The 24,645-nt window shown below is 70.3% G+C and carries 22 protein-coding genes and 1 tRNA gene; 17 read left to right on the forward strand and 6 right to left on the reverse strand.

What is annotated here, in order from left to right:
- Window positions 1-56: 56 nt before the first annotated feature.
- From IE209_RS23345 to IE209_RS23385, 9 genes are all read left to right on the forward strand, one after another.
- Window positions 57-2,297 carry a VC_2705 family sodium/solute symporter gene (locus IE209_RS23345; RefSeq protein ID WP_189689308.1) on the forward strand — a complete coding sequence of 747 codons (2,241 nt, stop codon included), beginning with the start codon at window positions 57-59 and terminating at the stop codon, window positions 2,295-2,297.
- Between the two features lie 83 nt (window positions 2,298-2,380).
- On the forward strand, window positions 2,381-2,752 hold the full coding sequence (gene rpsF / locus IE209_RS23350) for a 30S ribosomal protein S6 (protein ID WP_145551485.1): 372 nt from the start codon (window positions 2,381-2,383) through the stop codon (window positions 2,750-2,752).
- A 52-nt stretch (window positions 2,753-2,804) separates the two neighbouring features.
- A complete protein-coding gene (gene priB, locus IE209_RS23355; protein ID WP_189689309.1) occupies window positions 2,805-3,128 on the forward strand; it encodes a primosomal replication protein N in 324 nt (107 codons plus the stop codon).
- Window positions 3,115-3,399 carry a 30S ribosomal protein S18 gene (gene rpsR / locus IE209_RS23360; RefSeq protein ID WP_145551486.1) on the forward strand — a complete coding sequence of 95 codons (285 nt, stop codon included), beginning with the start codon at window positions 3,115-3,117 and terminating at the stop codon, window positions 3,397-3,399. The genes priB and rpsR overlap by 14 nt, the downstream gene beginning before the upstream one ends.
- A gap of 12 nt (window positions 3,400-3,411) precedes the next feature.
- Window positions 3,412-3,864, forward strand: coding sequence for a 50S ribosomal protein L9 (rplI, locus tag IE209_RS23365; RefSeq protein ID WP_145551487.1), 453 nt, complete (start codon window positions 3,412-3,414; stop codon window positions 3,862-3,864).
- A gap of 180 nt (window positions 3,865-4,044) precedes the next feature.
- Entirely contained in the window at window positions 4,045-5,451 is a 1,407-nt protein-coding gene (gene dnaB / locus IE209_RS23370; RefSeq protein WP_186329876.1) for a replicative DNA helicase, read from the forward strand.
- Window positions 5,451-6,404, forward strand: a complete 954-nt coding sequence (locus IE209_RS23375; protein ID WP_189689310.1) for a threonine/serine dehydratase — start codon at window positions 5,451-5,453, stop codon at window positions 6,402-6,404. Before dnaB ends, IE209_RS23375 begins: the two co-directional genes overlap by 1 nt.
- A 16-nt stretch (window positions 6,405-6,420) precedes the next feature.
- Window positions 6,421-7,743: a serine--tRNA ligase gene (gene serS / locus IE209_RS23380; RefSeq protein ID WP_189689311.1), complete on the forward strand. Its 1,323-nt coding sequence runs from the start codon at window positions 6,421-6,423 to the stop codon at window positions 7,741-7,743.
- Window positions 7,744-7,795: 52 nt separating this feature from the next.
- Window positions 7,796-7,883, forward strand: a tRNA-Ser gene (locus IE209_RS23385).
- A gap of 134 nt (window positions 7,884-8,017) precedes the next feature.
- Here the strand turns inward: IE209_RS23385 and IE209_RS23390 are convergent.
- Both IE209_RS23390 and IE209_RS23395 read right to left on the reverse strand, forming a co-directional pair.
- The gene (locus IE209_RS23390; RefSeq protein WP_189689312.1) at window positions 8,018-8,290 is read right to left on the reverse strand and encodes an SWIB/MDM2 domain-containing protein; all 273 of its coding nucleotides are present in this window, start codon (window positions 8,288-8,290) and stop codon (window positions 8,018-8,020) included.
- 120 nt (window positions 8,291-8,410) lie between these two features.
- A complete protein-coding gene (locus IE209_RS23395; protein ID WP_189689313.1) occupies window positions 8,411-10,012 on the reverse strand; it encodes an AMP-binding protein in 1,602 nt (533 codons plus the stop codon).
- A 164-nt stretch (window positions 10,013-10,176) separates the two neighbouring features.
- Here IE209_RS23395 and IE209_RS23400 point away from each other — a divergent pair, with 164 nt between their 5' ends.
- A complete protein-coding gene (locus IE209_RS23400) occupies window positions 10,177-10,941 on the forward strand; it encodes a crotonase/enoyl-CoA hydratase family protein (protein WP_189689314.1) in 765 nt (254 codons plus the stop codon).
- On the opposite strand, the gene nikR is transcribed toward IE209_RS23400, so the two are convergent.
- Window positions 10,942-11,430 (reverse strand): nickel-responsive transcriptional regulator NikR, encoded by a 489-nt coding sequence (gene nikR / locus IE209_RS23405; protein ID WP_189689315.1) that lies wholly within the window; start codon window positions 11,428-11,430, stop codon window positions 10,942-10,944.
- Window positions 11,431-11,645: 215 nt separating this feature from the next.
- Here nikR and phbB point away from each other — a divergent pair, with 215 nt between their 5' ends.
- Together phbB and IE209_RS23415 are read left to right on the forward strand one after the other, a co-directional pair.
- Window positions 11,646-12,383, forward strand: coding sequence for an acetoacetyl-CoA reductase (phbB, locus tag IE209_RS23410; RefSeq protein WP_145551497.1), 738 nt, complete (start codon window positions 11,646-11,648; stop codon window positions 12,381-12,383).
- 125 nt (window positions 12,384-12,508) lie between these two features.
- On the forward strand, window positions 12,509-14,209 hold the full coding sequence (locus tag IE209_RS23415) for a cation:proton antiporter domain-containing protein (RefSeq protein ID WP_189689316.1): 1,701 nt from the start codon (window positions 12,509-12,511) through the stop codon (window positions 14,207-14,209).
- On the opposite strand, the gene IE209_RS23420 is transcribed toward IE209_RS23415, so the two are convergent.
- Complete coding sequence (locus tag IE209_RS23420; RefSeq protein WP_189689317.1) at window positions 14,210-15,493, reverse strand: cytochrome c; 1,284 nt, start codon at window positions 15,491-15,493, stop codon at window positions 14,210-14,212.
- Window positions 15,490-16,194: a c-type cytochrome gene (locus tag IE209_RS23425; protein ID WP_189689362.1), complete on the reverse strand. Its 705-nt coding sequence runs from the start codon at window positions 16,192-16,194 to the stop codon at window positions 15,490-15,492. Before IE209_RS23425 ends, IE209_RS23420 begins: the two co-directional genes overlap by 4 nt.
- A gap of 190 nt (window positions 16,195-16,384) precedes the next feature.
- Between IE209_RS23425 and IE209_RS23430 the strand changes: the two genes are divergently transcribed.
- The 3 genes from IE209_RS23430 to IE209_RS23440 are packed head-to-tail and all read left to right on the forward strand — an operon-like array spanning window position 16,385 to window position 20,230.
- Window positions 16,385-17,569: an acyl-CoA dehydrogenase family protein gene (locus IE209_RS23430; RefSeq protein ID WP_229883012.1), complete on the forward strand. Its 1,185-nt coding sequence runs from the start codon at window positions 16,385-16,387 to the stop codon at window positions 17,567-17,569.
- 1 nt (window position 17,570) lies between these two features.
- Window positions 17,571-18,725 carry an acyl-CoA dehydrogenase family protein gene (locus IE209_RS23435; RefSeq protein WP_189689319.1) on the forward strand — a complete coding sequence of 385 codons (1,155 nt, stop codon included), beginning with the start codon at window positions 17,571-17,573 and terminating at the stop codon, window positions 18,723-18,725.
- Window positions 18,722-20,230 (forward strand): acetyl-CoA acetyltransferase, encoded by a 1,509-nt coding sequence (locus IE209_RS23440; protein ID WP_189689320.1) that lies wholly within the window; start codon window positions 18,722-18,724, stop codon window positions 20,228-20,230. The genes IE209_RS23435 and IE209_RS23440 overlap by 4 nt, the downstream gene beginning before the upstream one ends.
- A 34-nt stretch (window positions 20,231-20,264) precedes the next feature.
- Here IE209_RS23440 and IE209_RS23445 read toward each other — a convergent pair whose 3' ends face one another.
- Window positions 20,265-20,903, reverse strand: a complete 639-nt coding sequence (locus IE209_RS23445; protein ID WP_189689321.1) for a CDP-alcohol phosphatidyltransferase family protein — start codon at window positions 20,901-20,903, stop codon at window positions 20,265-20,267.
- 156 nt (window positions 20,904-21,059) lie between these two features.
- Here IE209_RS23445 and ligD point away from each other — a divergent pair, with 156 nt between their 5' ends.
- Together ligD and IE209_RS23455 are read left to right on the forward strand one after the other, a co-directional pair.
- On the forward strand, window positions 21,060-23,597 hold the full coding sequence (gene ligD / locus IE209_RS23450) for a DNA ligase D (RefSeq protein WP_189689363.1): 2,538 nt from the start codon (window positions 21,060-21,062) through the stop codon (window positions 23,595-23,597).
- Window positions 23,598-23,709: 112 nt separating this feature from the next.
- Window positions 23,710-24,618 (forward strand): hypothetical protein, encoded by a 909-nt coding sequence (locus IE209_RS23455; protein ID WP_229883013.1) that lies wholly within the window; start codon window positions 23,710-23,712, stop codon window positions 24,616-24,618.
- Window positions 24,619-24,645: the final 27 nt, after the last annotated feature.

Raw genomic sequence — 24,645 nt, forward strand, 5'->3', positions numbered from 1 at the left:
ATCGGGGCGCCTTCGGGCGCCCTTTTTTATGAGACAGCCGCGCCGGTGCGTGGTGCATGGGAGACGACGGATTGCTGCGAGGTCTGCTGTTGCTGCTGTGGGCGTTGCTGGCTTTCGGGCCGGCCTGGTTCGCCCGCGACCTCGACGCCACGGTGGCCGGCTGGCCGCTGAACTACTGGCTCTGCGCGCAGGGCGCCGTGCTCGGCTTCATCGCCATCGTGGCGGTCTACGCACGGGCCAGGCGTGGCAGCGAGGCCGCCGCGCCGGCAGCCTCTGGCCGGCTGCACCGCATCTTCGGCCTCTACGTGCTGTGCCTGCTGATCTTTCTGGTGGCGATGGCGCTGGCCGAGCAGGCCGGCCTGCCGCGCCCCTGGATTGGCGCGATCTTCCTGTTCTCCAGCCTGGCGCTGTACGCGGGCATCGGCATCTTCTGCCGCACCTCCGACGCGCGCGAGTACTACGTGGCCGGCCGCAGCGTGCCACCCATCTACAACGGCATGGCGACAGCGGCGGACTGGATGAGCGCGGCCTCCTTCATCAGCCTGGCCGGCGGCCTGTACCTGCAGGGCTTCTCGGGACTGCCCGGCCAGGCGGGCGGCCTGGCCTACATCCTGGGCTGGACCGGCGGCTTCTGCCTGGTGGCGCTGCTGATCGCGCCGGCCCTGCGCCGCGCCGACATCTACACCGTGCCCGACTACTTCGCCCGACGCTTCGGCGGCCGCTGGCCGCGCGTGCTGGCGGCGCTGGCGGCGGTGCTGTGCTCCTTCACCTACGTCGTTGCGCAGATCTACGGTGTCGGCCTGATCGCCTCGCGCCTGACCGGGGTGCAGTTCGAGATCGGCATCCTGCTCGGCCTGGGCGGGGTGCTGGTCTGCAGCTTCCTGGGCGGCATGCGCGCCGTGACCTGGACCCAGGTGGCGCAGTACGTGATCCTGATCCTGGCCTTCCTGATCCCGGTGTCCTGGCTGGCCTACAAGCAGCTGGGCAACCCGGCGGCGCCCTTCGTCTACGGGCCGCAACTGGGCCAGATCGCGGTGCGCGAGGCCGAACTGGCTGCCGCGCCGGCCGAGCAGGCCGTGCTGGCCGAGTTCGCGCGCCGCGCCGCCGCCTACGAGGCCATGCTGCGCGACGTGCCCGCCGCGCTCCTGCGCGAGCGCCTGCAGGCGCAGCAGCGCCTGCAGCAACTGCGCGCGGCCGGTGCATCCGATGCCGAGCTGCGCCAGGCCAGCCGCGTGCTCAATGCGCTGCCCGCCACCGAGCAGGCCGCGCGCGAGCGCTGGACGCGCGCACTGGCCGAGATGCAGGAACGCGCGCGGCCACTGGGTGGCGTGGCACCCATGGCCCTGCCCTTTGGCGGCGATCCCGAGGGCACGCCGTCCGAGCAGGCCGCTTTTTCGACGGCGCGGCTCAACTTCCTCGCGCTGATGCTGTGCCTGATGCTGGGCACGGCCGGCCTGCCGCACCTGCTCACGCGGTTTTTCACCACGCCTTCGGTGGCTGGCGCGCGCAGCTCGGTGGCCTGGTCGCTGCTGTTCATCGCCTTGCTCTACATGGCGGCGCCTGCGCTGGCGGTGCTGGTCAAGCACGAGGTGCTCAGCGAACTGGTGGGCAAGAGCTTCGACGCGCTGCCGGCCTGGATCGCGCAGTGGGCACGCGTCGATCCCGCGCTGGTCTCGGTGGCCGACGTGAACGGCGACCGCATCCTGCAGTTCGCCGAGATCCGCCTGGGCGCCGACATCATCATGCTGGCCACGCCAGAGATCGGCGGCCTGCCCTACGTGGTCGCCGGTCTGGTGGCGGCCGGTGGCCTGGCCGCGGCCCTGTCCACGGCCGACGGCTTGCTGCTGACCATGGGCAATGCCTTCGCGCACGACCTCTACCTGCAAAGCGGCCGTCGGCGCGTGGGCGCGATCTACAGCGTGGTGTTCTCCAAGTTCGCGCTGCTGATGGTGGCCCTGGCCGCGGCCTACGTGGCGGCTTGGCGCTCGGCCGACATCCTTTACCTGGTCACGGCCTCGTTCTCGCTCGCGGCCTCGACCTTCTTTCCGGCCTTGGTGGCCGGCATCTTCTGGCGCCGCAGCTCGCGCGCGGGCGTGGTGGCCGGCATGCTGGCCGGCGCCGGCGTGACGCTGGGCTACATGCTGGCCCACCATCCCGTGGTGCGTGACTGGACCGGTTTCACCGGGCCGGGCCTGTGGTTCGGCATCCAGCCGGCGGCGGCTGGCGTGTTCGGCCTGGCGGCTGCCACATTCGCGATCGTCACGGGCAGTTTGCTCTCGCCAAAGTCCGGGCTATAATGCTCGGCTTTGCCTTGCCACACTGCAGTTGACGCCGCAGGTGGCTCTGGCCCCTTCGGGGGCTTCACTCTTAAGGAGAGTCCATGCGTCATTACGAGATCATCCTCATGATCCACCCGGATCAGAGCGAACAGGTTCCGGCCATGCTGGAGCGCTACAAGTCCATGATCACCAACGGTGGCGGCAAGATCCACCGCGTGGAAGACTGGGGCCGTCGTCAACTGGCCTACATGATCAACAAGCTGGCCAAGGCGCACTACCTGTGCGTCAACATCGAGGCCGACCAGGCCGTGATGAGCGAGCTCGAGCACGCCTTCAAGTTCAACGACGCCGTGCTGCGCCACCTGACGGTCCAGATGAAGAAGGCCGAGACCGGCCCGTCTTCGATGATGAAGACCGTCGAGCGCGAAGAAGCCCGCAAGACCCAGCAGGCCGAGACCGCCGGCCAGCATTGAGAACGGCACCGCAGCAGAACGCAACGCACCTCCGCACGCGGGCTGAGCAGGCATGAACCGCCTGATGCTGACCGCGTCGATCGCCGAACTCAAGGCCCTGCGCCACACCCCGGCCGGCTTGCCCGCCCAGGATCTGGTGCTGGAACACGCGTCGGAGGTCGAGGAAGCAGGGCAGACCCGGCAGGTCAAGGCGACCATCCGGGCCGTGGCCTTCGGTGCGGTGGCAGAGCGCATGCGCAAGCAGGTGGTCGGCAGCAGCTGGCGGTTCGTCGGCTTCGTCACCAACCAGCGCGTGGGCAAGGGCCTCGTTCTGCACGTGCAAGAGTTTCAACCAGTTTCAACAGATTCATCAGGAGCCCACCATGGCCGGACCTAGGCGTTTCAACAACAAGGACAAGCGTCCCAAGCGCAACACCCAATCGCTGCTGTTCAAGCGCAAGCGCTTTTGCCGCTTCACCGTGACCGGTGTCGAACAGATCGACTACAAGGACATCGACACGCTGCGCGATTTCATTGCCGAGAACGGCAAGATCATCCCGGCGCGTCTGACCGGCACCCGTGCCTTCTTCCAGCGTCAGCTGAACACGGCCATCAAGCGTGCGCGTTTCCTCGCGATGCTGCCGTACAGCGACCAGCACCGCATCTAAGGAGCGATGACCATGCAAATCATTCTGCTCGACAAGGTCGTGAACCTCGGCAACCTCGGCGAAATCGTCAAGGTCAAGGATGGCTACGCCCGCAACTTCCTGATCCCGACCGGCCGTGCCCGCCGTGCCACCGAATCGGCCAAGGCCGAGTTCGAAGCACGCCGCGCCGAGCTGGAAAAGGCTGCCGCCGCCAAGCTGGCCGAAGCCCAAGCGCAAGGCGACAAGCTGTCCGGCACCACCGTCAAGCTGACCCAGAAGGCCGGCGTGGACGGCCGCCTGTTCGGCTCGGTGACCAACGCCGACATCGCCGAAGAGCTCGAAAAGCTGGGCTACAAGGTGGCCAAGTCGCAGGTGCGCATGCCCAACGGTCCGATCAAGACCGTCAGCGACAGCACCGTGAGCGTGGCCCTGCACACCGACGTGGTCGTCGAGATCAACGTCTCGGTGTACGGCGAAACCGCCTGATCGCCGCGATCTGCTGAAAAGCCGCCAGGCGCGAGCCCGGCGGCTTTTCTTTTTTCGGCCGCCGTTGCCCACAGCCTGCGGCAGGTAAACCACTGCCCTTCCACCGCTTATGCACAGGCTTGTCCCCTGCGGACAAGGCTGTAGCGGCGTAGCATGCCGCGCTTGTCTTCGAGGTCACCGATGTCCGCCATGTTCTCCATCGACGACGATCCGCAGGATCGCCAGATCGCGCAGCTGCGCGTGCCGCCGCATTCCATCGAGGCCGAGTCCAGCGTGCTGGGCGGCCTGCTGCTGGACAACGCGGCCTGGGACCGCGTGGGCGACGTGCTCAAGGACGGCGACTTCTACCGCTACGAGCACCGGCTGATCTTCGCGGCGATCCGCGACCTCGTGAACGCCAACAAGCCGGCCGACGTGATCACGGTCTACGAGGCGCTGCAATCGGTCGGCAAGGCCGACGACGTGGGCGGGCTGTCCTACCTGAACTCGCTGGCGCAGTTCGTGCCGAGCGCGAGCAACATCCGCCGTTACGGCGAGATCGTGCGCGAGCGTGCCATCCTGCGCAAGCTCGTCACGGCCAGCGACGAGATCGCCACCAGTGCCTTCAACACCCAGGGCCGCGCCGTCGACAAGATCCTGGACGAGGCCGAGCAGAAGATCTTCAACATCGGCGAAGAAGGCGCGCGCAACAAGCAGGGCTTTCAGGCTATGGAGTCGCTGGTCGTCGACCTGCTGGACCGCGTGCAGGAGATGGCCGACCAGCAGAACGAGATCACGGGCGTGCCCACGGGCTTCTACGATCTGGACCGCATGACCTCGGGCCTGCAGCCCGGCGACATGGTGGTGCTGGCCGCGCGTCCTTCGATGGGCAAGACCGCCTTCGCCGTGAACATTGCCGAACACGTGGCGCTCAACGAAGGCCTGCCGGTCGCGATCTTCTCGATGGAAATGGGCGCGTCCCAGCTGGCCGTGCGTATCGTGGGCTCCATCGGCCGCGTCGACCAGGGCCATCTGCGCAACGGCCGTCTGACCGACGACGAATGGCCACGCCTGACCGAGGCCATCGAGAAGCTGCGCAACATCTCGCTGCACATCGACGAGACGCCGGGCTTGTCGCCCAGCGAACTGCGTGCCAACGCGCGCCGGCTGGCGCGCCAGTGCGGCAAGCTGGGCCTGATCGTGGTGGACTATCTGCAGCTCATGAGCGGCTCGGGCGGCGGCAGCGACGAGAACCGTGCCACCGAGCTCGGCGAGATTTCGCGGGGCCTGAAGATGCTCGCGCGCGAACTGCAGTGCCCCGTGATCGCGCTGTCGCAGCTCAACCGCAGCGTGGAGCAGCGGCCCGACAAGCGCCCCATGATGTCCGACCTGCGCGAATCCGGCGCCATCGAGCAGGACGCGGACATCATCATGTTCATCTACCGCGACGAGTACTACACCAAGGACGCCTGCAAGGAGCCTGGCGTGGCCGAGGTCATCATCGCCAAGCAGCGGAACGGCCCGACCGGCACCGTCAAGCTCGCCTTCCTGCGCAACCTGACCCGTTTCGAGAGTCTGGCCGCGGGCTACGACGGAGACAGCTACTGATGGCCGCCGCCACCACGCGCGCGGACGTCATGGCCGCACACGAACGCCTGCGCCAGGGCCCGACCGACTTCCTGCGAAGCACGCCGCTGTGGCGCCTGCCCGGCGCGGCGCTGGGCCTGGCCTGCGCCGAGGTCTGGCTCAAGCTCGAGCACTTGCAGGTCTCGGGCAGCTTCAAGGCCCGCGGCATGCTGCACCGCCTGCTCGCGCAACCGATTCCGGCGGCTGGCGTCGTCGTCGCCTCGGGCGGCAACGCCGGCATCGCCACGGCCGCGGCCGCCCAGGCCCTGGGCGTGCACTGCGAGGTGTTCGTGCCGACCATTTCCTCGCCGGCCAAGCAGGCGCGCCTGCGCGCGCTGGGCGCCGAAGTGCAGGTCGTGGGCGCGGCCTATTCCGAGGCCCTGGCCGCCTGCCTGGCGCGCCAGCAGCAGACCGGCGCGTTGCTGACCCACGCCTACGACCAGCCCGAGGTCGTGGCCGGCGCCGGCACGCTGGCCCGCGAGATCGAAGAGCAGGCCGGTGGTCTGCCCGACAGCCTGCTCGTCAGCGTGGGCGGCGGCGGCCTGATCGGCGGCATCGCGGCCTGGTGCGAAGACCGCTGCCGTCTCGTGGCCTTGGAGCCAGCGCTGGCGCCCACGCTGTTCCGCGCGCGCGAAGCCGGTGCGCCCGTCGATGTGGAGGTGGGCGGCGTGGCCGCCGATTCGCTGGGCGCCAAGCGCATCGGCGCCATCAGCTGGGCCACCACGCAGCAGCACGTGCAGACCGCGCTGCTGCTCGACGACGATGCCATCCGCCAGGCCCAGCAATGGCTGTGGCGCGAGCTGCGCCTGGCCGTCGAGCCCGCAGCCGCCCTGGGCCTGGCCGCACTGCAGCGCGGCGCCTATGTGCCGCGCGCCAACGAGCGCGTTGGCCTGGTGCTGTGCGGTGCCAACGTCGACCTGGCCACCCTGGCCTGAAAACTAGAATGACCTGATGCTGGACATCACCCTTCTCCGAAAAGACCTGGACGCCGTCGTCGCACGGCTCGAGCAGCGCAAGAGCCCGCAGCCCTACCTCGACGTGGCGGCCTTCAAGGCCCTGGAAACCGAACGCAAGACCTTGCAGACCCGCACCGAGGAACTGCAGGCCAAGCGCAACGCGCTGTCCAAGCAGATCGGCCAGCTCAAGGCCAAGGGTGAGAGCGCCGATGCCGTGATGGCCGAGGTCAATGCGCTCAAGGCCGAGCTCGAGGCCTCCGCCGCGCGGCTCGACCAACTGCAGCCCGAGCTGCAGCAGCTGCTGCTGGCCGTGCCCAACCTGCCGCACGAGAGCGTGCCCGTCGGTGCCGACGAACAGGGCAACGTGGAGCTGCGCCGCTGGAGCCCGGATGGGCAGGATCCCAAGCCGCTGGCCTTCACGCCGCGCGACCATGTGGACATCGGCACGCCGCTGGGCCTGGACTTCGAGATGGGCGTGAAGCTCTCGGGTTCGCGCTTCACGGTCATGAAGGGGCCGATCGCGCGCCTGCACCGTGCGCTCGCCCAGTTCATGCTGGACGTGCAGACACAAGAGCATGGCTACACCGAGTGCTACGTGCCCTATGTCGTCAACGCCGACAGCATGCAGGGCACGGGCCAACTGCCCAAGTTCGAAGGCGACCTGTTCGCGGCCAAGAAGGGCGGCCAGGAGTCCGAGCCCGTGCCGGACCACCAGGCCCTGTACCTGATCCCCACGAGCGAGGTGCCGCTGACCAACTTCGTGCGCGACAGCATCGTGGCCGAGTCCGAGCTGCCGATCCGCCTGACCGCGCACACGCCGTGCTTCCGCTCGGAGGCTGGCAGCGCCGGCCGCGACACGCGCGGCCTGATCCGCCAGCACCAGTTCGACAAGGTCGAAATGGTGCAGATCGTGCATCCCGAGAAGAGCTACGCGGCGCTGGACGAGATGACCGCCCATGCCGAAGCCGTGCTCAAGAAGCTCGGCCTGCCGTACCGCGTGCTGTGCCTCAGCACGGGCGACATGGGCTTCGGCGCGGCGCGCACGCACGACCTGGAGGTCTGGCTGCCGGCGCAGAACACCTACCGCGAGATCAGCTCCGTGTCCAACTGCGAAGCCTTCCAGGCGCGCCGGCTGCAGGCGCGTTTCAAGAATGCCCAGGGCAAGAACGAGTTGCTGCACACGCTCAACGGTTCGGGCCTGGCCGTGGGCCGCACGCTGGTCGCCGTGCTCGAGAACTACCAGAACGAAGACGGTTCGGTGACGGTTCCCGAAGTTTTGCGGCCCTATCTGGGCGGAATCGCGCGTTTGTCCTGCTAGAATAGCGGGCTTCGCAACCCGGGTCGACCGCCGGGCGCCACAGGGAATTTCAGGAGAGGTGGCAGAGTGGTCGAATGTACCTGACTCGAAATCAGGCGTACCGCAAGGTACCGTGGGTTCGAATCCCACCCTCTCCGCCAAAACGAAAAGCCTTGCAAGTCCTGACTTGCAAGGCTTTTTTCGTTGGCTATGGCGGGGCGGCGTCGATGACCGCACGAAGCGCCGATTGCACGGCCGTTCGCCGGAACGCAGCCGCGCACGCGGCCGCCAGGCCTCAGGTCGCAGCCAGGTGCTTGCCGACCAGGCCCGTCATTTCGAACATGGTCACCTCGTCCTTGCCCATCACCGCCTTGAGCGCGTCGTCGCACAGGATGTTGCGTTTGTTTGCAGGGTTTTGCAGCTTGTGGGCCTTGATGTAGTCCCACAGCTTCTTCGTGGCCTCGGTGCGGGCCAGGGGCTCGGCGCCCACGACGCGGGCCAGCGCGGCGCTGGGACGCAGGGGCTTGTTGAACGCGGTTTGCTTCTTGAGGGTGGTGGCTTCTGTCATGGCGGATTCCTTCGAAAAGGGCGCGAGCATAGCCGGAAAGGAGGTCGGATCCTTTTCAGGACGTTGTCGCGGCCTGGCACAGACGGCGCGGAGGGCAGGAGTGCGCCGGCTTCGTGGGCTTCAGTGCGCGTGCGGCCGCAATGCGAAGCCGGCTTGCGGCTGGTCGCGGTAGCGCTCCTTGAGCACGCGGCGCAGCAGCTTGCCGTTGTCCATGCGCGGCAGGTCGGCATCGAACACCACGGAACGCGGCAGCTTGGTGCGCGCCAGCCGGCCCTGCAGGTAGTCCAGCAGGGCCTGGGCGCGCGCCGCATCGGCGCTGAGGCCGGGGCGCAGGCGCACGACGGCCTTGGGCACCTCGCTGAAGTCGGCGTCGGGCACGCCGACCACCCCCACGTCGTCCACGTCCGGGTTTGCCGCCAGCGAGTCCTCGATCTCCTTGGGATAGACGTTGACGCCGCCGGACAGGATCAGGTCGGCGCGCCGGTCGCTCAGAAACAAGTAGCCGTCCGCGTCCAAGTGGCCAATGTCACCGTAGGTGGCCCAGCCCTGCGCGTTGTACAGCCCGCGCGTCTTGTCGGCGTCGTTGAGGTAACTGGCGCCGGACATGCCCGAGAAGTAGATCGCGCCGATCTCGCCGGCGGGCAGCTCGGTGCCGTCCTCGCCGACGATGTGCACGCCGCAGCCCAGCGCCTTGCCGACCGTGCCAGGCCGCGCGCGCCATTCCTGCGGCCCGGCCACCGTGATGCCCACGCCCTCCGAACCGGCGTAGTACTCGTGGATCACGTCGCCCCACCAGTCCAGCATCGCGCGCTTGACCTCCACGGGGCAGGGCGCGGCCGCATGGATGGCCACGCGCAGCGACGACAGGTCGTACCGCGTGCGCACTTGCTCGGGCAGGCGCAGCAGGCGGCCGAACATGGTCGGCACCCACTGGCTGTGGCTCACGCGGTGGCGTTCGATCAAGGCCAGCGCCTGTTCGGCATCGAACTTCGGCATGACCACGGCCGTGCCGCCCAGGCCGATCACGCGCAGCGTGTAGCGCAACGGTGCCGCGTGGTACAGCGGCGCGGGCGAGAGGTAGACCGTGTCGGCGCCGAATCCGTAGAGCTGGCGCCAGCTGTCGATGTCGGGCGGCACCTGGCCGGCCGGCAGGCGTGGCGCCAGTGCGCGCTTGACGCCCTTGGGCCGGCCTGTGGTGCCCGAGGAGTACAGCAGGTCGCGGCCCTGCGGGCGCTGCGTGAGCTGGTCCCAGCGGGCCGCCAGTTGGTCCGCGGGCACGCTGGCCAGCGCCTCCTCGTAGCCCAGCCAGCCCTCGCGCTGGCCGTCGAGCAGCACGCGCGTGAGACCCGGTGGCAGATCCAGCCCCGCGCCCGGCCCCTCCAGCATCTTCTGCGAGGCCACGAACACGCGGGCGCCGCAGTCGCGCAGCAGGTAGTCGATCTCGCCGGGCGCGAGCTGCGTGCCGATGGGCGTGTGGTACAGGCCCGCGCGTTCGGCGCCCAGCGCCAGCTCGAGGAGCTCGGCGCGGTTCTCCAGCAGCATCGCGATGCCGTCGCCGGGTGCGAGGCCCAGGGCGCCGAGCCAGGCGGCGATGCGCGCGGCACGCAGCGCGAGGGTTCCGTGCGTGACGACGCGGCCGCTGCCGCCGTCGATGAAGGCCGGCTTGTCAGCCGCGACGCCGCCCGGCAAAGGGGGCAGCCACCCGGGAAGCGGATCGGTCATGCAAACTCGTGGAAGGCTCGGGACATTTCATGATCCCGTGCTGCTGCGGCAGCACGGACCCGTGATTACCCCGAACCTGTCGCACAGGCAACAGGCCGGCGGCCCAAAGCTTCCAACACTTGCCGCAGCGCGATCCCGCGCATCCTCTTCGAAAGGACGACGCCATGGCAGACAGCCTTCAAACCGAAGTGCACGGCAACGTGCTCGTGATGACCATGCACCGGCCCGAGGCGCGCAACGCCATGGACCGCGCCACGTCCGAGGCACTGGCCGCCGCGCTCGACGAACTCGATGCGCGCGACGATCTGCGGCTGGGCGTCGTCACGGGTTCCGGTGGCACCTTTTGCTCGGGCATGGACCTCAAGGGCTTCCTGCGTGGCGAGCGGCCCATGGTCGAAGGCCGTGGCTTCGCCGGCCTGACCGAGCGGCCGCCGCGCAAGGTGCTGATCGCCGCGGTGGAAGGCTACGCACTCGCGGGCGGCTTCGAGATGGTGCTCGCCTGCGACCTCGTCGTCGCCTCGCGTGCGGCCAAGTTCGGTCTGCCGGAAGCCAAGCGCGGCCTGGTCGCATCCGCTGGCGGGCTCATGCGCCTGCCGCGCCGCATCCCCTACCACGTCGCCATGGAGTTCGCGCTCACGGGCGACATGCTGGACGCCGAACGTGCCCACGCGCTGGGGCTCGTGAACCGGCTGGCCGAACCGGGCCAGGCCCTGGCCGGTGCACTGCAGCTGGCCGAGAGCGTGGCGGCCAACGGCCCGCTGGCCGTGGCCACGAGCAAGCGCATCGTGAGCGAGTCGGCCGACTGGAGCCAGGCCGAGATGTTCGAGCGCCAAAAGCCCATCGCGGCACCGGTGTTCACTTCGTCCGACGCGCGCGAGGGCTCGGCCGCGTTCGCGGAAAAGCGCAAGCCGAACTGGACCGGCCGTTGATCAGCTGAGCGGCTTTTGGTGCTGGTGCCGCGCCAGCCCATGGCCGTGCGTGTGGCCATGGTCGGGGGCCGCCAGCGGCACCAGGTGCATGGCGCCGTGCCGCACGCCGCGCAAGGCCACCAGCCGCTCGGCACAGGCCTGCACCGCGGCGAGCGGGCCGCGCAGCACGGCGGTCTCCAGGCAGTCCTCGTGGTCCAGGTGCGTGTGCAGGCTGCTGACCACGAGGTCGTGGTGTTCGTGCTGCAGGTCCAGCACGCGCCGCGCCACGGTCTGGTCGTAGTGGTCGTAGACGTAGCTGACCGTGGCCACGCACCAGGGGTTCATGGGCGTGAAGGCCGCGCTGGCCGGGGCCGCCAGCGAGGCATCGCCCAGGCGTGAGCGGATCAGGTCGCGCACGGCTTCGGAGCGGTTCTCGTAGCCCTTGGCGGCGATCAGTGCGTCGAACTGCCGGGCCAGCGCATCGTCCAGCGAGATGGTGAAGCGTTGCATGCGCGCGAGTGTGCCGCATTGCCATGGCAGTGCCGTGGCCACCGGCACCCGTCCCCGTCGTCCTTGTGCACCGCCGCAGTGCATGCAGCGGCGTGACTGTCATCAAGGCGTGTGACAAACGCATACCACCTTCAGTGTTTTCCTGGGGCGGGGTGGTTTTCTTCTTCGGTACAGTTCTTGATAGGTCGGTTGGACCTACTACGGAGATTTTTGAAATGACACAGAAGATCGCTTACGTCACCGGCGGCATGGGCGGCATCGGAACCGCCATCTGCCGGCGCCTGCACAAGGAAGGCTTCAAGGTGATCGCTGGCTGCGGCCCAACGCGCGACCACGCCAAGTGGATCGCTGAACAGGCGGCCCAGGGCTACACCTTCCACGCCTCCGTGGGCAACGTAGGCAATTGGGACTCGACCGTCGAGGCCTTCACCAAGGCCAAGGCCGAGCACGGCAGCATCGACGTGCTGGTCAACAACGCCGGCATCACCAAGGACCGCATGTTCCTCAAGATGACGCGCGAGGACTGGGACGCCGTGATCGAGACCAACCTGAACTCCATGTTCAACGTCACCAAGCAGGTGGTGGGCGACATGGTCGAGAAGGGCTGGGGCCGCATCATCAACATCTCCTCCGTGAACGGCGAGAAGGGCCAGGCCGGCCAGACCAACTACTCGGCCGCCAAGGCCGGCATGCACGGCTTCACGATGGCGCTGGCCCAGGAATTGGCCAACAAGGGCGTGACGGTCAACACCGTGAGCCCGGGCTACATCGGCACCGACATGGTCAAGGCGATCCGCCAGGACGTGCTGGACAAGATCGTCGCCACCATCCCCGTCAAGCGTCTGGGCCAGCCCGAGGAGATCGCCTCCATCATCGCCTGGCTCGCCTCCGACGAAGGCGGCTACTCGACCGGGGCCGACTTCTCGGTCAACGGCGGCCTGCACATGGGCTGACGCAGGCCTGCGGCCTGCGCGCAAGAACCCGCTTCGGCGGGTTTTTTCGTTTCCGGGGCTGGGGGCGCGCAGGCCTACGGTAAATTGCCCGCAGAACACCAGGCCAAGCCCGAAAGACACGCCCCATGCCGCACAGCGTCTCCCTGATCAGCACGATCGCCGTCGGTCTGGGCCTGGCCTTGGTGTTCGGCTTCCTGGCCTCGCTGGTACGGCTGCCGGCCCTGGTGGGCTACCTGCTGGCCGGCATTGTGATCGGCCCGTTCACGCCCGGCTTCGTGGCCGATGCGGAGATCGCGGCGCAGCTGGCCGAGATCGGCGTGATGCTGCTGATGTTCGGCGTGGGCCTGCACTTCTCGCTCGACGACCTGTTGGCCGTGCGCAAGATCGCGCTGCCCGGCGCCGTGGTGCAGATGGCGGTGGCCACGGCCCTGGGCATGGCGCTGGCCACGCTGTGGGGATGGAACCTGGGCGGCGCGCTGGTGTTCGGCCTGTCGCTGTCGGTGGCCAGCACCGTGGTGTTGCTGCGCGCGCTGGAGAGCCGTGGCATGCTCGATTCCTTCAACGGCCGCATCGCCGTGGGCTGGTTGGTTGTCGAAGACCTGGCCATGGTGCTGGTGCTGGTGCTGCTGCCGCCGCTGGGCGGCTGGCTGGCCGGCGGCCAGGTCGCCGATGCCAATGCGCTGTGGAAGACGCTGGGCCTCACGCTGCTGCAGGTCGGCGGCTTCGTCGCGCTGATGCTGATCGTGGGCCGCCGGCTGTTTCCCTGGCTGCTCTGGCAGGTGCAGCGCACGGGCTCGCGCGAGCTGTTCACGCTGTGCGTGGTGGCGGCCGCGGTCAGCATCGCGTTCGGCTCCACGGCGCTGTTCGGCGTGTCGTTCGCGCTGGGCGCCTTCTTCGCCGGCATGGTCATGCGCGAGTCCGAGTTCAGCCACCGCGCGGCCGAGGAGTCGCTGCCGCTGCGGGACGCGTTCGCCGTGCTGTTCTTCGTCTCGGTCGGCATGCTGTTCGACCCCATGGTGATCGTGCAGCGGCCGCTGCAGGTGATCGGCGTGGTCGGCATCATCATGGTCGGCAAGTCGATCGCCGCGGCGGCGCTGGTGCTGGCCTTCCGCTACCCGCTCAACACCGCGCTGACGGTGTCGGCCAGCCTGGCGCAGATCGGCGAGTTCTCGTTCATCCTGGTGGGCCTGGGCGCCTCGCTGGGCCTGCTGCCGCCCGAGGGCCAGAGCCTGGTGCTGGCCGGCGCGCTGATCTCGATTGCGCTGAACCCCGCGGCCTTCTACTTCTCCGAGCCCATGCAGCGCTGGATCCTCGCGCGCTCGGCCGTCGCGCGGCGCATGGAGGCGCGCGACGACCCCATGGCCGAACTGCCCACGCACACCGAACAGAAGTACCTGGCCCAGCAGGTGGTGCTGGTGGGCTATGGCCGCGTGGGCCGGCGCATCGCGGCCACCATGCAGGCCCACCACATCCCCTTCGTCGTGGCCGAGCAGAACCGCGAGACGGTGGAGCGGCTGCGTGGCGAGGGCATGGCCGCGGTGTTCGGCGATGCGTCGGAGCCGGCCACGCTGATCCAGGCCCACATCGCGCGCGCGCGCATGCTGGTCATCGCCACGCCCGACTCGCTCAACGTGCGGCAGATGATCGCGGTGGCGCGTGCGCTGAACCCGCAGATCGAGGTGGCCGTGCGCACGCACAGCGAGACCGAGGCGCGCCTGCTCAACGAGGAGCAGGCCGGCCGCGTGTTCCTGGGCGAGCAGGAGCTGGCCCAGTCCATGGCGCGCCACGTGGTGGAGCGCACCACGGCGGGCGCCGCGGCGCATTGATCAGCGCTGCGTGCTGGCGCGCAGCCGGCTCACGTCGAACTCGCTGACGCTCGCCGCCTGGTTGCCCCAGGCGCCGCGCACGTAGGTCAGCACGGCCGCGATCTCGCGGTCGTTCAAGGTCAGCACGAAGGGCGGCATGCCGTAAGGCCGCGGATTGCCGGCCGTGGCCGGCGTGAAGCCGCCGTGCAGCACGACCTGGATCAGGTTCGCAGTGGAGGCCATGGTCACGGCCCGGTTGCCGGCCAGCGGGGGGTAGGCCAGGCCCGCGCCTTCCCCGCGTTCGCCATGGCATTGGGCGCAATGCTGTTCGTAGCGCTGGCGGCCCAGCGTGGCGGTCTCGGCGCTCGGCGCCACGCGCGCGGGCGGCGGCGGCGCCGGCTGCTGCGGCAGCGCCTGCAGGTAGACCGCCATGGCACGCAGGTCCTCGCTCGTCAGGTGCTGGGTGCTGCGCAGCACCACCTCGGCCATGGGCCCGGCGGCCCAGCCGCGCGGCGCGACGCCGTTGCGCAGCAGCGCGACGGCCTCGTCCACGGGCCAGCCGGCCACGCTGGCCTCGCTCTCGGCGGTCAGTGCGGGGGCGTACCAGTTCTGCATCGGGATCAGACCGCCCGACAGCGGCAGCCGCTCGCTGCTCGCGCCCCAGGCGTTGCGCGTGGTGTGGCAGGCCGCGCAATGGCCCAGGCCACGCACGAGGTAAGCGCCGCGGTTCCATTCGGCCGTCTGCGCCTCGTCGGGTCGGTACGCACCGGGCCGGAAGTACAGCGCACGCCAGACCGCCAGCGCGGCCTGCTGGTTGTACGGGAAGCGCAGTTCGTGCGCGCGGTTGGGTTCGGCCACGGCCGGCTGGCTGCGCAGGAAGGCGAACAGCGCGTCCGAGTCCTCCCGCGTGACTTCGGTGAAGCTCGTGTACGGGAAGGCCGGCACCAGCAGGCGGCCGTCGCGCGAACGGCCATGGTGCATGGCGCGCCAGAACGCAGCGGCACTCCACTGGCCCAGGCCGTGCTCGGGGTCGGGCGTGAGGTTGCTGCCGTAGACCGTGCCGAAGGGCGTGGGAATGGGCGTGCCGCCGGCAAAGGGTTCGCCGCCGCGGGCCGTGTGGCAGGCCGCGCAGTTGCCGGCCTTGGCGAGGTAGGCGCCGCGCGCGATGAGCTCCGGTGTGGCCGGGACGGCGGGCTCGGCGACGGAGAGGTCGGGCTCGCCGCGCACGTTGAGCCACCAGACCAGCGCGCCGGCGGCGGCCAGCAGCAGCACGAGGGCGGTAAGGAACTGCGACAGCCGTTTCATCGCCCACCCCCGAGCTCGGGCGCGCTGCCGCAGGCCAGGCTGTTGCCCGCAGGGGCCAGTGCCGCGGCCTTGGTTTCGGCCGGCAGGGGCTGGGCCGCGAGCCAGCCCGAGACTGCCGCCACGTCCGCATCGGGCAGGCGCTGCGCCACATGCGCCATGCAGTCGGGCGCCAATGCGCGGCGCTGGCCCGTCTTCCAGGCGCCGAGCTGGCCGTTCAGGTAGTCGCGCGGCAGTCCCAGCAGGCCCGGCACGTTGGGCGCCACGCCGGTCATGGCCGCGCCATGGCATTGCACGCAGGCCGGCAGGCCACGCGCCGCGTCGCCGTGCTGCACGAGCTGGCGGCCGCGCTCGAGCAGCGCGGCCGGCGCCGCGGCGGCTGCGGGCGCGGGGTAGGGCACATCCAGGGCCGCGAAGTACTCCGCGATCTCGCGCAGGTAGTCGTCGCTGAGCCGGTCCACCATCTGCGTCATGAGGCCGTAGTGGCGCCGGCCGTCGCGGAAGTTCAGCAACTGGTGGTAGAGGTAGCCGGCCGGTTTGCCGGCGATGCGCGGGTAGTAGCCATCGGGGCCGGCACGGCCCGCGGGCCCGTGGCAGACCGCGCAGGCCACCATGCGCTGGGCCATGGTGTCCTGCACGGTGGGCGGCGCGGCCTGGGCCGCGGTGGCCAGCAGCGTGAAGGCAAGGGACAGGGCTGGGCGCATGGCGCGCGTGGCAGGGCGGGAGTTCACGGCGGTCGATGATGCCCCAAGCGGCCCCGGCAAGACAGCATCAGTTCGCCGGGGCCGGACCGGATCAGATGTCCCCCGGGTGACGCCGTCGTCCGTTCCGACGATTCCCCGCGCGGCCGCGCGCGCGCACAGTGCGGGCCTGGCCATCGAAGGGAGACGAGCCGTGTCTGGGGCACTGAACGACGAAGAACTGCGCTTTCGCGACCAGGTGCGCGATTTCCTCGCGCGCGAACTGACACCCGAGCTGCGCCAGGCCGGCAGGCGCTGCAGCGGCATCTTCACCGAGTACCACGACGGCAACCGCTGGCACCGCATCCTCGCGCAGCGCGGCTGGAGCGTGCCGCACTGGCCCGTCGAGCATGGCGGCACCGGCTGGACGCCCGTGCAGCACCACATCTTCGCGAGCGAGCTGGCCGCGGCCGATGCGCCGCCGCGCGCGCCCATGGGGCCGGGCATGGTGGCGCCCGTCATCATCGCCTTCGGCACGCCCGAGCAGCAGCAGCGCTGGCTGCCCGGCATCCGCAGCGGCGACGACTACTGGTGCCAGGGCTATTCGGAACCCGGCGCGGGCTCGGACCTGGCCTCGCTGCAGTGCCGCGCCGTGCGCGATGGCGACGACTACGTGATCAACGGCACCAAGATCTGGACCACGCACGCGCAATACGCCAACCGCATGTTCTGCCTGGTGCGCACGGCCACAGGCGGCAAGCCGCAGGCCGGCATCAGCTTCCTGTGCTTCGACATGGACACGCCCGGCATCACGGTGCGGCCCATCATCAGCATCTCGGGCGACCACGAGCTCAACCAGGTGTTCTTCGACAACGTGCGTGTGCCCGTCGCCGGCCGCATCGGCGAGGAGAACCAGGGCTGGACGATCGCCAAGTACCTGCTGCAGCACGAGCGCGGCGGCAGCTATGCGCCGCAGCTGCGCGCGCGGCTGCGGCGCCAGCGCCGCGCGTTCGCGCAGGCGAACCTGCACGGTGCGGAGGCCGGCGACCTGGCACTCCAGCTCGCCGAGCTGGAGTGCGCGGTCGATGCGATGGACGCCATGGACATGGCGGCTCTGCGCGCGCAGATGCGCGGCGAGCCGCGCGGCATCCGGCCGTCCATGGGCAAGACCCTGGGCACCGAGCTGCGCCAGCGCCTGGACGAAGTGGCCGTGGAGATCGCCGCCCAGTACGCGGCCGTGAGCCTGCTGCTGGACGACCGCCTGGACGGCCCGCTGCCGCTGCCCGAGGACGCCGTCTACGCGATGTCGGCCTACCTCAACGACCGTGCCGCGAGCATCTACGCCGGCACCAACGAAGTCCAGCGCAACCTCATCGCTGCCCATCTCCTGGCGAACTGATATGGCACACGAAGACACCCTGGCCATGCTGCAGGACAGCCTGGCCCGCTACCTGGAAGACCGCCACGGCTTCGACGCGCGCCTGGCCGCGCTGCGCGAAGCCGACACCGCGCCGCCGCCGTTCTGGAATGGCCTCGCGCGCGAGCTCGACCTGCTGCGCGCCGCGCTGCCCGAGGCCCAGGGTGGCCTGGGCCTGGGCCTGGCGGCGCACCTGGCCGTCATGGAGACGCTGGGCGCCTCGCTCGCGGCCCAGCCCTACCTGGCCACCATGGTGCTGGGCGCCGGCCTGCTGCAGCGCCACCCGGGCGCCGCGGCCGATGCGCTGCTGGCCCAGGTGGTCGAAGGCCGCGCCGTGCTGGCCTTCGCGCACGGCGAGGCCGAAGGGCGCCACAGCCGCAGCTGGGTGCAGACGCGGCTCGCACGCGCCGGCGAGGGCTGGCGCCTGGACGGCCGCAAGGCCGTGGTGCATGCCGCGCCCTGGGCCAGCCACTTCATCGTGAGCGCGCGCAGCGCCGGCGCGCCGGATGCGGCGCAGGGCCTGTCGCTGTTGCTGGTGCCGCGCGACACGCCGGGCCTGTCGCTGCGCGCCTACCCGCTGCGCGATGGTGACCGTGCGGCCGAACTGGCCTTCGACAACGTGCAACTGCCGGCCACGGCGCTGCTCGGCGAGGCGGGCGCCGCGCTGCCGCAGATCGAGCAGGCACTCGACGAGGCCACCCTGGCCGTCTGTGCCGAATCGCTGGGCGTGCTGCGCCGGCTGCTGCGCGACACACTGGACTACGTGCGCCAGCGCAAGCAGTTCGGTGTGGCCTTGTCGAGCTTCCAGGTCGTGCAGCACCGGTTGGCCGACATGCACATGGCGCTGGAGCAGGCGACTGCGCTGACCGGCCAGGTCGGCGAGCGGCTGGCGGCCGGCGGCATCTCGCCCGCCGAACGTGCGCGCGCCGTGTCCTCGGCCAAGGTGGTGGCGGGCAAGGCCTGCAAGGCCGTGGGCCAGGGGGCAGTGCAGTTGCACGGCGGGATGGGCATGACGGAAGAGCTGGCCGTGGGCCACTACATGCGGCGCGCCACGCTGATCGAAGGCCTGTTCGGCCCGGTGTCCTGGCATCTGCGCCGCGTCGCCGATCTGGCGGAACGGGCCGAGGCCACCGCATGACGGCGCTGCCGCCTGACAACACCCCCATCCTGGTCGGCATCGGCGAGGCCGTCCACCGCAGCAAGGAGCCGCCCGGCCTGGAGCCGCTGGCGCTCATGGAGCAGGCGCTGCGCACGGCCGAGCTGGACGCCGGCGCGCCGCTGCTGGCCGGCCTGGATGCGCTCGATGTGGTCTGCGAGTACTCCTGGCCCTACCGCGACGCACCCGGCCTGCTGGCCGCGCGGCTGGGCTGCCGCCCGGCGCACCTGGTCTACGGCGAGACCGGTGGCGAATCGCCCGTGCGCTTCATCCACGAGGCCGCGCTGCGCATCGCGCGCGGCGAAAGCCAGGTGGCGGCCATCGTCGGCGCCGAGGCGCGCTACACCGTGGACGCCGCGGCCAAGGCCGGCGTGGCGCTGCCCTGGACGCCGCGCGACGACAGCGTCCAGCTCGTGCGCGGCACCGTGCTGTGCCATCCCGTGGCGGTGCAGCTGGGCGCCTTCATGCCCACCACCATCTACCCGTTCTACGAGAACGCCACGCTCGCGCACTGGGGCCTCACGCCGCGCCAGGCGCACGAAGAGTCGGCGCGGCTGTGGGCGCGCTACTCCGAGGTCGCGGCCGACAACCCGCGCGCCTGGCTGCACCGGCGCTTCACGCCGGCTGAGGTGGCCGAACCCAGCCCGGCCAACCGCCTGATCGCCTGGCCCTACACCAAGCACATGGTGGCCAACCCGCTCGTCAACATGGGCGCGGGCGTGCTGCTGACCAGCGTGGGGCGGGCGCGGGCGCTGGGCATTGCGCCGTCGCGCTGGGTCCACATCTGGGGCGGCGCGGCCGCGCGCGAGCCGCGCGACTACCTGCAGCGCGACCACTACGTGGGCTCGCACGCGCAGGACCTGGTCATGGAGACCGTGCTGTCGCAGGCCGGCGGGGACGCCGCGGCCTTCGACATGCTGGAGCTGTACAGCTGCTTTCCGGTCGTGCCCAAGATGGCGCGCCGCTCGCTGGGCCTGGCGGCCGATGCGCGCATGACATCCACGGGCGGCCTGAGCTTTTTTGGCGCGCCGCTCAACAACTACATGACGCACGCGGCCTGCGGCCTGGTGCGCGCGCTGCGGGCCGCGCCCGGCAAGGCCGCGCTGCTGTATGGCCAGGGCGAGTACGTGACCAAGCACCATGCGCTGGTGCTGGGCGCCGACCCCGCGCCGCAGGGCCGCCTCGCCGAGGACTACAGCGTGCAGAGCGCTGCCGACGCGCGGCGCGGCACAGTGCCACCGCTGGTGCTGGACCATGCCGGGGCGGCGCAGCTGGAAACCTTCACGGTGATCTACGGCCGCGACGGCGCGCCCACGCACGGTGTCGTGATCGCGCGCACGCCGGCCGGCGCGCGCCTGATGGCGCGCGTGCCCGCCCAAGACGCCGCCGCGCTGGCACTGCTGACCGATGCCGACCGCAGCCCCATCGGTCGCACCGGGCGCACCGCCGCCGATGCGGACGGCCTGCTGGTCTGGGCGTTCGCGTGACTGCGCTGCCTGGGCCTTGGCGGCCCCTGCCGGCTCACCACTTGGGGATGCGCAAGGTCTTGCTGACCATCAGCGTGCCCGACAGCCCGAACAACAGGGCCATGGGATGCAGTGCCCAAGGCCCCAGCATCCAGGCGCCGCCGTAGAGTGCGTCGCCGATGCGGCCCTGCCAGGCCGCGAAGGCCAGCACGCCTGTCAGCACCACGCTGGTGGGGATGGGCGTGCCTTCGAAGTACTTGACCTTGCCGCCTTCGTTGCCCTCGGCCAATGCCTCGGCGGTCACGTTGAAGCGGGCCAGGCGGCTCACGCCGCAGCAGACGAAGTAGACGAGCAGGGCGATGTCCCAGCCACCCGACAGGCCCGCCGCGAAGCCCAGCGTCGCCGGCCCCACGCCGAACGAGATCACGTCGGCCAGCGAGTCGAGCTCGCGGCCCAGTGCCGAGTGCTGCTGGCGCCAGCGCGCGATGCGGCCGTCCAGCACATCGAACACGAAGGCGATCGGCGTCATGAGCGCAGCCAGCAGGAAGTGCGTGGTGTCCCGCGTCACGAGAAATTGCATGGCCAGGAACACCGAAGCCATGCCGAAGGCCGCGTTGCCCAGCGTGAAGAAGTCTGCGAGGTGAAAGCCGCGCAGCATCGAGAAATGGCGGGGAGGTTGGGGCAGGGCGCTCATGTGACGATTCTCCTGGAGCTTTGAGCATGCTGGCCGTCGCGCCGGTGGGGTGTGGGCCAAGCAAGGCATCGTTTGTAGGCCAATGGCGGCGACTGACAACGCATGGCGCTGCGCGATGACAGCGGGGTGCCGCGCCGCGTCGCATGCTGGGGCACTATGGCCAGTACCAAGTCCGCCCTCGCCACGTACCACGCCAAGCGTGATTTCCGCCGCACCTCCGAGCCGCGCAGCGGCGGCAAGCGCTCGCCGGCGGGTGCGCCCAGCTTCGTCGTCCAGAAGCACTGGGCCAGCAGCCTGCACTACGACTTCCGGCTCGAGATCGACGGCACCATGAAGAGCTGGGCCGTGCCCAAGGGGCCGAGCTTCGATCCGCACGACAAGCGGCTCGCGGTGCAGGTGGAGGACCACCCGATCTCCTACTCCAGCTTCGAAGGGCAGATTCCCGAGGGCCAGTACGGCGCGGGCAAGGTCATCGTCTGGGACAAGGGCCACTGGACGCCGGTCGGCGATCCGGCGGCCGGGCTGCGCAAGGGCAACCTCAAGTTCGAGCTGCACGGCCACAAGCTGCAAGGCCGCTGGGCGCTCGTGCGCATGCATGGCAAGGGCAAGGAGCGTCAGCCGCCCTGGCTGCTCGTGAAGGAGAAGGATGCCTTCGAGCGGCCGGCGGCCGAGTTCAGCGTGGTCGACGAACTGCCCGACAGCGTCAAGGGCCTGCAGGCGCTCCCGGCGCCCACGGCGCCCGCCGCACCCACGCTGCCGGCCGCGGCCCAGCCGCCGCAGGTCGCCTTGCCCGCGACGCTCGCGCCGCAGTTGGCCACGCTCGCAAGCCAGCCACCGGCCGACCCCGACAACTGGCTCTACGAGATCAAGTTCGACGGCTACCGCCTGCTGGCCCGCGTCGAGGGCAGCGGCAAGAAGCAGCAGGTGCAACTGTTCACGCGCAACGGCAACGACTGGACGCACAAGCTCGGCGCCCTGCACGCCGAGCTGCTGCGCCTGGAGCTGCCGGAGGGCTGGTACGACGGCGAGATCGTCGTGATGGACCACAACGGCCTGCCCGACTTCGGCGCGCTGCAGCAGGCCTTCGATGCGTCCAGGACCAAGACCATCGTCTACTACCTGTTCGATGCGCCCTACTGCGCCGGCCACGACCTGCGCGAGCAGCCTCTGCAGGCGCGCCGCGCGCTGCTGGCCTCGCTGCTGGAAGGCCGTGAATCCGACCTGGTGTTCTATTCGGCGACCTTCGACGCGCAGCCCGGCGAGGTGGTCGGCCAGGCCTGCAAGCTGGGCCTGGAAGGCGTGATCGCCAAGCGCAAGGATGCGCCCTACGTCTCGCGCCGCAGCGACAGCTGGCTCAAGCTCAAGTGCAGCCAGCGCCAGGAGTTCGTGATCGTCGGCGCCACGGAGCCGCAGGGCGCGCGTGCAGGCTTCGGCGCGCTGCTGCTGGGCGTGCACGACAAGGAGGGCAGGCTGGTCTATGCCGGCAAGGTCGGCACCGGCTTCAACCAGGCCACGCTCAGGAAGCTGGCGCGCCAGCTGGCCGATCTCGCCACGCCGCGCAGCCCGCTGGCCGACACGGCCGACGTGGACGGCAAGCCGCAATGGGTCCAGCCCCAGCTCGTGGCCGAGGTCACGTTCGGCGAATGGACGCGCAGCGGGCGGATTCGCCACGCCGTGTTCCATGGCCTGCGCAGCGACAAGCCCGCCAAGGCCATCGTGCGCGAGCGCGCCGCGCCGCCGCCCCGGCCGGCGAAGAAGGCCGCGGCCCATGCCGCCGACGGGGGCGACAGCGGAACCCATGCGCTGTCCACCCGGCTCAAGGTCACGCACCCCGAGCGCGTGATCGACGCCAGCACGGGCACGACCAAGATGGATCTGGTGCGCTACTACGCGCTGGTCGGCGGGTTGATGCTGGAGCACCTCAAGGGCAGCCGCCCGGTGGCGCTGGTGCGCGCGCCGGCCGGCATCGGCAAGCAGCTGTTCTTCCAGAAGCATGCCGAGATCGAGAAGCTGCCCGGCCTGCGCCAGCTCGATCCCGCGCTGGATCCGGACCATGCGCCACTGCTGGCCGTGGCCAACGCGCGCGGCCTGTTGTCGGCGGCGCAGTGGAACGTCGTGGAGCTGCATTCCATGAACGCGCTGGCCAGCTCCTTCGAGCGGCCCGATCGGCTGGTGTTCGACCTGGACCCGGGCGAGGGTGTGCGCTGGCCGCAGATGCAGGAGGCGGCCCAGCTCGTGCGCGCCTTCCTGAAGCAGCTCGGCCTGCCGGCCTTTCTCAAGACCAGTGGCGGCAAGGGCCTTCACGTGGTCGTGCCGATCAAGCGCCTGCACAGCTGGGCGGCGGCCAAGGGCTTTGCGCAGGCCATCGTGCAGCACCTGGCGCGCACCATCCCCGACCGCTTCGTGGCCAAGAGCGGCCCACGCAACCGCGTCGGCAAGATCTTCGTGGACTACCTGCGCAATGGCCAGGGCGCAACCACCGTCTGCGCCTGGTCGGCGCGCGCGCGGCCCGGCATGGGCATCTCGGTCCCGCTGGCCTGGGACGAACTGGCCAGCTTGAAGCGCAGCGACCAATGGACCGTGCGCAACGTACACGAGCGCTTGGCCGTGGGCAATGCGCCCTGGCAGGGCTATGCGGGTGCGGCCAAGTCGCTCAAGGCCGCCATGAAGACGTTGGGGTTCAAGGAGGACTGAACGGCCCGTCATGCATCGGGCCTGATTTCCTACAAGGGGCGGCTTTGCCGTCCGACGAACCCGCCCAGGCCCGGTGCGAACAATGGCGCAGTCCCCACAACAGGAGAACCCGGTGGCAGCTTCCCTTCCCTTGGCTTCATCGCGGCTGGAGACCGCCGTCGATGCGCCGGCCAGTGCCGTCTCCTGGGGCGCCATCGTCGCCGGCGGGGCCGCGGCGGCAGCGCTGTCGCTGATCCTGCTGATCCTGGGCGCAGGCCTGGGCCTGACCTCGCTGTCGCCCTACGGCGGGCAGGGCGCGAGCGCCATGGCGCTGGGCTTCTCGGCGATCGTCTGGGTGATGGTCACGCAGGCCCTGGCCTCGGGCATGGGCGGCTACTTGGCCGGCCGACTGCGCACGCGCTGGGCGGGTGTCCAGGGCGACGAGGTGTTTTTCCGCGACACGGCACATGGCTTTCTGGCCTGGGCCTTTGCCACGCTCGCCACGGCCGCGTTGCTGACCAGCGCCATCGGCAGCGTGGTGGGCGGTGCCGTCAAGGCGGGCGCCACGGTGGCCGGCAGCGCCGCCACGGCGGCCGTGGCGGGTGCCGTCCAGGGCGAGGGCGAGGGCGCCGGCCAGGGGCCGGCCGCCTACTTCATCGACAGCATGTTCCGCCGTCCGGCAGGACCGGCCCAGGCCGGCGAGATCGCGCCGGCCGGCCCCGTGCCGGCGGCCGAGGTGGCCCGCATCCTGGCCCAGGCCGGCCAGGACAAGCCGCTGGCACCCGAAGACCAGCGCTACCTGGGCCAGCTCGTGGCAGAGCGCACTGGCTTGCCGCCGCAGGAGGCGGAGCAGCGCGTGGCCGACACCGTCGCCCGGATGCAGACCAAGGCCCGCGAGGCCGAGGCGGCCGCGCGCGAGGCGGCCGACAAGGCGCGCAAAGCCGGCATCACGGCCACGCTGTGGCTGTTCGTGTCCATGCTGCTGGGGGCGTTCTGCGCCAGCCTGGCGGCCACCTGGGGCGGCCGCGAGCGCGACGCCTGATCCGATCCCCCTTTCCTGTCCTGGAGA

The sequence above is a fragment of the Pseudorhodoferax aquiterrae genome (genome assembly GCF_014652235.1).
GTDB lineage: Bacteria > Pseudomonadota > Gammaproteobacteria > Burkholderiales > Burkholderiaceae_C > Pseudorhodoferax > Pseudorhodoferax aquiterrae.